Annotated in this window: 9 protein-coding genes; 4 read left to right on the top strand and 5 right to left on the bottom strand. The window is 71.7% G+C overall.

Annotated features, from left to right (window positions below):
• Positions 1 to 122: 122 nt before the first annotated feature.
• On the bottom strand, positions 123 to 1,154 hold the full coding sequence (locus ABD811_RS09610; RefSeq protein ID WP_344944075.1) for an aldo/keto reductase: 1,032 nt from the start codon (positions 1,152 to 1,154) through the stop codon (positions 123 to 125).
• Between the two features lie 89 nt (positions 1,155 to 1,243).
• Positions 1,244 to 1,666: a VOC family protein gene (locus tag ABD811_RS09605; protein WP_344944071.1), complete on the bottom strand. Its 423-nt coding sequence runs from the start codon at positions 1,664 to 1,666 to the stop codon at positions 1,244 to 1,246.
• A gap of 167 nt (positions 1,667 to 1,833) precedes the next feature.
• Here ABD811_RS09605 and ABD811_RS09600 point away from each other — a divergent pair, with 167 nt between their 5' ends.
• Both ABD811_RS09600 and pgi read left to right on the top strand, forming a co-directional pair.
• Positions 1,834 to 2,820 (top strand): helix-turn-helix transcriptional regulator, encoded by a 987-nt coding sequence (locus tag ABD811_RS09600; protein ID WP_344944068.1) that lies wholly within the window; start codon positions 1,834 to 1,836, stop codon positions 2,818 to 2,820.
• Between the two features lie 275 nt (positions 2,821 to 3,095).
• The gene (pgi, locus tag ABD811_RS09595) at positions 3,096 to 4,742 is read left to right on the top strand and encodes a glucose-6-phosphate isomerase (protein ID WP_344944065.1); all 1,647 of its coding nucleotides are present in this window, start codon (positions 3,096 to 3,098) and stop codon (positions 4,740 to 4,742) included.
• 65 nt (positions 4,743 to 4,807) lie between these two features.
• Here the strand turns inward: pgi and ABD811_RS09590 are convergent, their stop codons facing one another.
• Positions 4,808 to 5,059: an EF-hand domain-containing protein gene (locus tag ABD811_RS09590; RefSeq protein WP_344944062.1), complete on the bottom strand. Its 252-nt coding sequence runs from the start codon at positions 5,057 to 5,059 to the stop codon at positions 4,808 to 4,810.
• A 126-nt stretch (positions 5,060 to 5,185) separates the two neighbouring features.
• Positions 5,186 to 5,587: a hypothetical protein gene (locus tag ABD811_RS09585; protein ID WP_344944059.1), complete on the bottom strand. Its 402-nt coding sequence runs from the start codon at positions 5,585 to 5,587 to the stop codon at positions 5,186 to 5,188.
• 78 nt (positions 5,588 to 5,665) lie between these two features.
• On the opposite strand from ABD811_RS09585, the gene ABD811_RS09580 reads away from it, so the two are divergent.
• Together ABD811_RS09580 and ABD811_RS09575 are read left to right on the top strand one after the other, a co-directional pair.
• Complete coding sequence (locus ABD811_RS09580) at positions 5,666 to 6,208, top strand: hypothetical protein (RefSeq protein ID WP_344944056.1); 543 nt, start codon at positions 5,666 to 5,668, stop codon at positions 6,206 to 6,208.
• 104 nt (positions 6,209 to 6,312) lie between these two features.
• Positions 6,313 to 7,635 carry a hypothetical protein gene (locus ABD811_RS09575; protein WP_344944053.1) on the top strand — a complete coding sequence of 441 codons (1,323 nt, stop codon included), beginning with the start codon at positions 6,313 to 6,315 and terminating at the stop codon, positions 7,633 to 7,635.
• Here the strand turns inward: ABD811_RS09575 and ABD811_RS09570 are convergent.
• Positions 7,620 to 8,561, bottom strand: a complete 942-nt coding sequence (locus ABD811_RS09570; protein ID WP_344944050.1) for an AraC family transcriptional regulator — start codon at positions 8,559 to 8,561, stop codon at positions 7,620 to 7,622. The two genes, ABD811_RS09575 and ABD811_RS09570, sit on opposite strands and share 16 nt — an antisense overlap.
• Positions 8,562 to 8,608 lie beyond the last annotated feature (47 nt).

Raw genomic sequence — 8,608 nt, 5'->3', positions numbered from 1 at the left:
CAAGGCCCACGATCCCTCGAATACCAATAACAAGATCCTTCTCAAACACGCACTTAGACGTTCGACGTGCCTGATCCGGATGCGAGGTCGAGGGTGCGTGCGCTCAGGATGGTCAGGGGCGCTCAGGCCGCGGCGCGCTCGTCGACCGGACGGCGGCGCAGAGTCGGCAGGCTGAGGGAGGGCGGCGTGTAGGAGACGTCCACGGGGCCGAGGTCGGTGCCGGGCGGGACGATCGCGTCGATCCGGTCCAGGACATCGTCATCGAGCATGCGGGTGGCGCCGCTGAGCAGGTCGTCCAGTTGCTCCTCCGTACGCGGACCGATGATCGCGGACGTGACGTCCGGGTGGCTGGTGGCGAACGCCATGGCCAGGTGGGTGAGGGACATGCCGGCGTCCGCGGCGACGGGCAGGAGCCGCTCGACGGCGTTCAGCTTGCTCTCGTCGGTGAGATGCCGGGGGACCCACCGCATGCGAGCGTTGTTCCGCGGCGCGGCGCCCTTGCGGTAGCGGCCGGTGAGCAGGCCCATGGCCAGAGGGCTCCACACCAGGACGCCCATGCCGTAGCGGCGGCAGGTCGGCAGGACCTCGCGTTCGATGCCGCGGTTGAGGATCGAGTAGGTGGGCTGCTCGGTGCGCAGCCGGTGCAGGGCGCGTTCCCGGGACACCCACTGCGCCTCGACGATCTGTGCGGCCGGCAGGTTGGAGGAGCCGATCGCGCGGACCTTCCCGGCACGTACCAGGTCGGTGAGGGCGGAGAGCGTCTCCTCGATGTCCGTGTGCGGGTCGGGATGGTGGAGTTGGTAAAGGTCGATGTAGTCGGTCCGCAGCCGCCGCAGCGAGCCCTCGACCGCCGTCATGATCCACCGGCGGGAGCCGCCGCTGCGGTTGGGGCCCTCGCCCATCGGTCCACTGAACTTGGTGGCCAGCACCACCTCGTCGCGCCGCCCCTTGAGAGCCCTGCCGACGATCTCCTCGGTCTCGCTGTAGCCGTACACGTCGGCGGTGTCCACGAAGTTGATGCCCGCGTCCAAGGCGCGGTGGACCATGCGCGTGCACTCGTCGCGGTCCTGGTTGCCGTTCCTGCCGAACATCATGGTGCCCAGGCAGTAGGCGCTGACCTCGATGCCGGTACGCCCGAGCTGTCGCATTCGCATGGTGCCCCTTCTTCCTTTCTCTGGTTCGCTCCTCCCGGGCCGCCGCGCGGCGGCCCGGAAGGAGCGCGTGTTCACCGGCCGGATGTGGATCAGCCGTTGTACGGGGCCGCCACGTCCAGGACCCAGGTCACGCCGAAGCGGTCGGTGAGCATGCCGTACAGCGGTGCCCACTGCGACGGTTCCAGAGGCTGCACCACTGTCGAGCCCTCCGCCAGCTTCTGCCACAGGACGCTGATCTCGTTCTCGTCGTCACCGCGCACGGAGACGAAGAACGGGTTGCTGCCCTGGTCCCAGGGCAGTTGGGACGGCACGTCGTAGGCCATGACGTGGAAGCCGTTGTCACCGGCCACCTCGCCCCACACCACCCAGTCCGCCTCGTTCTCGTTCTGCGTGCTTCCCAAGTCCTTGTACGTGACGGCGGTGACGCGCCCGCCGAAGACGGAGTGGTAGTAGTCCAGCGCGGCTCGTGCGTCTCCCCGGAAGTTCAGGTGGGTGGTGGTCGTGACGGACATGGCCTTCTCCTTGTTCGCGGTTCGGCGAGGCGCACCGCCGCGGCGACGAAACCTCGCGGGCGGCGACCTCGTGGCCAGGGGGCTGTGCCTCTCTGGCGGATCGTGACACCCACCCTCGCACCGGTAGCGGACAGGTTGTGTCCTGTAATGCAGGCAGAATGGTGGACGTGCAGAAGACGTCCTCGCGGCTGCTGTCACTGCTGTCGCTGCTTCAGACGCATCGCGACTGGTCTGGTGACGACCTCGCCCAGCGCCTCGGCGTCACCCCGCGCACGGTACGCCGCGACATCGACCGTCTACGGGAACTGGGCTACCCCATCCTCGCCTTCAAGGGACCCTCCGGCGGCTACCGCCTGGCGGCCGGCTCCCAACTGCCCCCGCTGCTGTTCGACGACGGCCAGGCCGTCGCCCTGGCCCTCGCCCTGCAGTCCGCGGCCGCCGACAGCACGATCGGCGAAGACGCCACACGGGCCCTGGCCACCATCCGCCAGGTCATGCCGCCCCGTCTGCGTCAGCGCATCGACCTGCTGCAGATCACCGCCGTTCAGCCGCCCGAAAGCGGCGACACCTCCGCGGTCGGCACACCGCTCCTCGTGGAGTTGAGCCGCGTCGTCCGCGCCCGTGAGGAGCTGCGCTTCGACTACGGGCACGACGCCACCGGCCCCGTCCGTCCGCCCCGCCGGACACAGCCCCATCACCTCCTCACGTGGCGTGGCCACTGGTACCTGATCGCCTGGGACCTTGACCGCGACGACTGGCGCGTTTTCCGCGTCGACCGCATACGCCCCCGCACCCCGACCGGGCCGCGCTTCACCCCACGCGACCTGCCCGGCGACGACGTCGCCGCGTTCATCATCGGCCGGTTCCGGGGAACCGACGGCTCCGCCTCCGACTGGCCCTGCCGGGGCGAGGTCGTCCTCGACCTCCCCGCTCAGGCCGTGGCCCCCTTCGCACAGGACGGAATCGTCGAAGAACTCGGCCCCGACCGCTGTCGTCTCTCCCTCGGCTCGTGGTCGTGGACCGGCCTCGCCGCCGCTATCGGCCGCTTCGACACCGACGCCCACGTCATCGGCCCACCAGAACTGACCAGCGCGTTCGCCCAGCTCGCCGAGCGCTACGCCAAGGCCGCGGCCACATCCCCATCCGCTCCGTGACCTGCTGTCGTCTCGCCATATGCACGGTTCCCGCGGACGCGCGCGGCCGACGGGGGCGGCGTGCCGGAGCGGGGAGGGCGGTCCGGCGGGGGCGTCACGCTGCGATTCTCGCCACAGTCGTCAGGGCCTGGGGAGATTGGCGGGGGTGGGGCGGGTAGGGGAGAGCTTCGGTGGAGGGACGGGCGGTCAACCTATGATCGCCATGTCAGGTGGGGCCGGCGTCCGGGGGCGTGCCGACGCCCCGCCCGGCGTTGCCGAGGAGATGAGTGGGAGCGATGGCTGATATCACCGAGACGGCCGAGTGGCGGGAGCTGGCCGAGCACCATACCGCGCTGGCCGGACGGCATCTGCGGGAGCTGTTCGCGGAGGATCCCGGGCGCGCGACCCGCATGACGGTGACCGCGGGGGACCTTCACCTCGACTACTCCAAGCACCGTGCCACCGACGAGACGATCCGCCTGCTGGTGGCGCTCGCCGAACGGGCCGGGCTGCGCGAGCGCATCGAGGCGATGTTCACCGGCGAGCACATCAACGTCAGCGAGGACCGCGCCGTCCTGCACACCGCGCTGCGGCTGCCGCGCGACGCGAGCCTGACCGTGGACGGACAGGACGTGGTGGCCGACGTGCACGCCGTGCTGGACCGCATGGCCGACTTCGCCGAGCGGGTCCGCTCCGGCAAGTGGACGGGCTTCACCGGCAAGTCGATCACGCACGTCGTCAACATCGGCATCGGCGGTTCCGACCTCGGGCCCGCCATGGCCTACGAGGCGCTGCGCGACTTCGCCGACGCGGGCATCGCCTGCCGGTTCGTGTCCAACGTGGACCCGGCCGACGTCGCCGGGACGCTGGCCGATCTCGACCCCGAACGCACGCTGTTCGTGGTCAGCTCCAAGACGTTCGGGACGCTGGAGACGCTGACCAACGCGCGCGCCGCCCGCCGCTGGCTGGTGGAGCGGCTCGGCTCCGACGACGCGGTGTCGCGGCACTTCGTCGCGGTGTCCACCAACGCGGGACGGGTCGCCGAGTTCGGCATCGACACCGCCAACATGTTCGGGTTCTGGGACTGGGTCGGCGGCCGCTACTCGATGGACTCGGCGATCGGCCTGTCCCTGATGATCGCCGTCGGGCCGGACCGGTTCCGCGAGATGCTCGCCGGGTTCCACGCCGTCGACGAGCACTTCCGCACCGCCCCGTTCGAGGCGAACATGCCGGTGCTGATGGCGCTGCTCGGCGTGTGGTACACCGACTTCTTCGGCGCGCAGACCCGGGCCGTGCTGCCCTACAGCCAGCGGCTGGCGCGCTTCCCGGCGTACCTGCAGCAGCTCACGATGGAGTCCAACGGCAAGTCGGTGCGCGCCGACGGCGCCCCGGTCGTGGCGCAGACCGGCGAGATCTTCTGGGGGGAGCCCGGCACCAACGGGCAGCACGCCTTCTACCAGCTGCTGCACCAGGGCACCCGGCTGGTCCCGTCCGACTTCATCGGGTTCGCCGAACCGCACGAGGACGTCCCGGCCGACGACGGCGTGGGCATGCACGACCTGCTGGTGGCCAACATGCTGGCGCAGACGTCCGCGCTGGCGTTCGGTAAGACCGCCGAGGAGATCGCCGCCGAGGGCACGCCCGCCGCGATCGTGCCGCACAAGGTCATGCCGGGCAACCGGCCCACCAACACGATCTTCGCGCCCCGGCTCACCCCGTCCACGCTGGGGCAGCTCATCGCGCTCTACGAGCACATCGTGTTCGTGGAGGGGACGATCTGGGGGATCGACTCCTTCGACCAGTGGGGCGTGGAGCTGGGCAAGGTGATGGCGAACGAGCTGACGCCCGCGCTGACCTCCGCCGAGCCGCCGCAGGCCGCCCCGGACGCGTCCACCGCCGAACTGGTGCGCCTGTACCGGCGCATGCGCGGCCGGGCCGTCTGAACCCGGCCGGCCGAGCCAGAGGGCCGGGCCGCGCGGTGGTCACCCGCGCGGCCCGCGCCGGCGGCTCAGCTCTGCACCGACCTCCGCAGGACCCAGCCACGGGTCTCGAGCAGGTCGCGGAACTCGGGGTAGGAGATGAAGCCGTCGCGGTTGGTGTCGGCCGTTTCGAACCTGTCCTGGACCTCGGCCCGCGTCCACGACAGCCCCAGGCTGTCGAGACAGACGCCGAACTCCATCAGGTCGAGCCTGTCGTCACCGCCGAGGTCCGCCCGTGTGAACACGTCGTGCAGGTCTACCTCGGTCGGCTTGGCGGTCATCTCGCTCCTCGTCGTCGGGTCCAATGTGCCCCGCATGATCTCACAGCGGCGGGGCGGGTTACGGGGTGAAACGCCGCCGGGCCGTGACCGGTTCCCACGGCCGCGGCGGCGCCGGTCGAGATTTCGTCAGGATTCGTCCGGCGGACGCACCTGGCGTTCGTCCGGCGGCACGGAAGGTCCCTCCATCGGGCCGTGCTGACCGCTGGTCGGGCGCTGCTTGACGGGCTCGGGACGGAACTCGAACGCCAGGTCCCCGCCGTCGAAACCGCCCTCGTCCGAACCGCGGCCGCCGCGCCCGGGCGCAGTGTCCTCGTCGTCCTCATGCCGGTCGCGGTGTTCGGCGGGACGCTCCACGTCGTCGGCGGGCAGCGACGCCCCGACGCCCTCCGCGCGCTCGGCCGGGTTCTCCTCACTGACAGGCGAGGACGCCTCCGTCGGCGACCCCGCGCTGCCGGGCACGTCGTCCATGCGCCGGCCCCGCGGACGGCGAGGCTCGGAGGCCGGCGACTCCTCGTTCATCTCGCTCATGTGCCGTGACGTGCCCGTTCAGCCCGGCCCCATGCGACGAAAGCCGTGTGACGGTGCAGACGCCTAGGATTGGGAGATATGCGGCGATCGAGCAGCACGATGGTCGTGGTGGCGGGAGAGGAGGCCCGGCGCGTGGTGGCCGGCCTCGGCGGGCTGCACAACGTGCGGGCCGTGACCCGGGACGACCGCGATCCCGAGGAGTTCGCCGACCTGGTCAGGCGGGGCGAGACGACCTACGTCGTGCACGACGCCGACCCGCTGGCCGGGGTCGGCGACGCGTGGGTGGAGTTCTTCGACGGCGTCTCGGCGACCGGGCGGCTGGAGGTCGCCATCGAGGAGGCACTGGGCGCGCTGCGCGCCGGCCGCCTGGAGCTTCCCGACTACTACGTCGTCCTCGACCCCGAGGACATGCCCGCCACACGCCGCCACTGGTGGCTCGGCGTGCTCGCCGGGGCCGCGCCCAGCCGCGTGGTGCCCGCGCCCGCGTCCGCCGCCCGGGTCGCCGACGCGCTCGGCCACCTGGCCGCCGGACGCTGGTGGCCCGAGGACGTGGCGGGCTGGCTGCGCGGCCTGCCCCGCGTCGTGCCCGACCAGGCGGGGTTGTCCGGCAGCCCTGCCTAGCGATTACGGCGACATTTGCCGTTGTATCCCGCAGAACGCCGTTCTAGCGTCACGGGCCTGGCGACACGTGCCCAAAGTGGCCGGACGGGCGGGAGGGGACGGCGATGAAGGCGGTCCTGCGGAGGACGGCGGCGATCACGCTGCCGCTGGTGGTGACGGCGACGATGGCGCAACCGGCGACCGCTGAGGGGCCGGTGGCGCGGGACGGGTGGCGGCTGGTCGCGGCCGAGGGGTTCAACCGTCCCCTCGACGACCGGAAAGCGGCCTGGTTCCGCGACGACGACGGCCCCGGCAGCCCCTACGACGTCGACGAGTACGACAACGACGGCGCGTTCTTCGACGCCGTGGGCGGCCCCGCGTTCCGCGAGCAGCTGGCCAAGGTCCGCACCTACCGCAAGTCGTTCGCGTTCGGCACGCGCGGCTGGCTCACCGCCGAACTGGCGGGCCGCGACGACGACGGCGACGGACGCCCCGACGGCGCCCCCACCCTCAGCGCGCGCGACGGCGTGGCGCACATGGGCGAGCCCAACCACAAGGGCGGCGTCATCATCCGCTCGTCCCGCGCCCTGCCCGCCGAGTACCGGGTGGAGATGACGCTGCGCGGCCTGGACTTCGGCGGGCAGCGCGGCGGCTCCTGGGACTACCCCGACGGCCGCATCAACGGGTACTCGCCCGACGGCTGCAAGACGAACTTCCCCTGGGCGTCGGGCGGCGACTTCTCCCGGCCCGAATGCTCGTGGCTGGACGTGCGCAGCGACGCCAACGGTTTCTACTACCTGGGCATCATGGACTACGACCGCCCGGCGCCGCACAACAACATCTTCATCCACGTCCACCGCAAGGTGGCGATGGACTCCTACAACCGCTACAAGTACACCGGGTCTGGGCTGCGCTACTGCAACCCCGCCACGGGCCAGTACGAGCCGTACCCGGCGGGCACCGGCAACGGCGTCAATGCCATCTTCATGACCGACGACCGCCGCTACACCAACCAGCCCGGCACCGAGTACCTCATGCACAGTGAGTGCGGGTTCGCCAAGGGCGGCGCCATCGTCTCCCAGGTGGACCTGCGGCCCGAACTGCTGCCGGACGAGAGCTACCGCTTCGCCATCGAACGGCGCGACGGCGCGTACACCATGGAGATGTCGGGCGTGTTCGCCCGCGTCGGCCGGGCCACGTTCCGCTACACGCGCGCGTTCGTGCAGGACGGCGAGCCGATCTGGCACTACAACCAGCGGCCCGAGGAGTACGACGGCCGGTTCAACGGCGAATGGACCTGGCCCGGCCCGGGCGGCACGCACGTCGACCGCGACACCTGGCCCGCCGGGTCGGCCTACCCCGACCACTTCATCATCGGCGACCCGCACATGAACTTCTACGAGGGCAGCGCGCAGGTCGACGACGTCCGCCTCTACGTCCCCAGGTGATCGGCTGAGCGGGCGCGGAACTCCTGCGGGCTGACGCCGCGTTCGCGCTTGAACGCGGCGCTCAGCGCGAACGCGGTGCCGTAGCCGACGCGGCGGGCGATCGCCTCGACCGTCGCGTCGGTGTCGCGCAGCAGGTCGGCGGCGCCGGCCAGCCGCAGCCCGGTCAGGTACGCCATGGGCGGCTCGCCGACCAGCCGGGTGAACCGTCCCGCCAGCGCCGCCCGCGACACCCCCACCTTCGCGGCCAGCGCGGCCACCGTCCACGGGTGCGCGGGGTCGTCGTGCAGCAGCCGCAGCGCGGGCCCCACCACGGGGTCGCCGTGCGCCCGGTACCAGCCCGGCGCCTCGGCGCCGGGACGGGCGAACCAGCCGCGCAGCACCGCGATGACCAGCAGGTCCAGCAGCCGGTCCAGAACGACCTCCTGGCCCGGCGCGTCCCTGGCGATCTCCTCGCCGAGCAGCGGCACCAGCGCGCCGCCCTCGGGCCACACCAGCAGCGGCGGCAGCGCGGCCAGCAGCCGCCCGGTGATCTCGCCGCGCATCTGGTACGTGCCGATCAGCATGGACGTTGCGCCGTCCGCGCTGTTGCCCCACGTGCGCACGCCCAGCGCCATCGTCTCGCGCAGAGGCTCCCCGTACAGGGTCGTGCACCGCCCGCCGGGATGGATGATCACCTGCGGCGGGGTGGCGGGATCGTCGGCCACCACGTACGGGTCCGGGCCGCGGGCGATCACCACGTCGCCGGGGCCGGCCCGCAGGGGCCGCCCGCCGTCGGACGCGATCCACGCCTCGCCCCGCACCACCGCCACCGCGCACAGCGGCGCCCGGTCCTCGACGCGCATCGACCACGGCGGGTCCAGCACGGCCCGCAGCATGAAGGCCCCCTTGGCCCGGGGGCCGTCGAGCAGGTCGGTGAGCGCGTCCATGCGGGCAAGCGTAGACGCCGGAGAACAAGGTCTCGGCCAGGCGAAGA

It is taken from the genome of Actinomadura miaoliensis (genome assembly GCF_039536785.1).
In the GTDB taxonomy this organism is placed as follows: Bacteria; Actinomycetota; Actinomycetes; order Streptosporangiales; family Streptosporangiaceae; genus Spirillospora; species Spirillospora miaoliensis.
Note: the sequence above shows the minus strand (reverse complement) of the source record. Positions and strands in the feature narration are given on the sequence as shown.

Coding starts and splice junctions, on each gene's coding strand:
- ABD811_RS09610 (WP_344944075.1), bottom strand. CDS start 1,154: ATGCGAATGCGACAGCTCGGGCGTACCGGCATCGAGGTCAGCGCCTAC.
- ABD811_RS09605 (WP_344944071.1), bottom strand. CDS start 1,666: ATGTCCGTCACGACCACCACCCACCTGAACTTCCGGGGAGACGCACGA.
- pgi (WP_344944065.1), top strand. CDS start 3,096: ATGGCTGATATCACCGAGACGGCCGAGTGGCGGGAGCTGGCCGAGCAC.
- ABD811_RS09590 (WP_344944062.1), bottom strand. CDS start 5,059: ATGACCGCCAAGCCGACCGAGGTAGACCTGCACGACGTGTTCACACGG.
- ABD811_RS09585 (WP_344944059.1), bottom strand. CDS start 5,587: ATGAGCGAGATGAACGAGGAGTCGCCGGCCTCCGAGCCTCGCCGTCCG.
- ABD811_RS09580 (WP_344944056.1), top strand. CDS start 5,666: ATGCGGCGATCGAGCAGCACGATGGTCGTGGTGGCGGGAGAGGAGGCC.
- ABD811_RS09575 (WP_344944053.1), top strand. CDS start 6,313: ATGAAGGCGGTCCTGCGGAGGACGGCGGCGATCACGCTGCCGCTGGTG.
- ABD811_RS09570 (WP_344944050.1), bottom strand. CDS start 8,561: ATGGACGCGCTCACCGACCTGCTCGACGGCCCCCGGGCCAAGGGGGCC.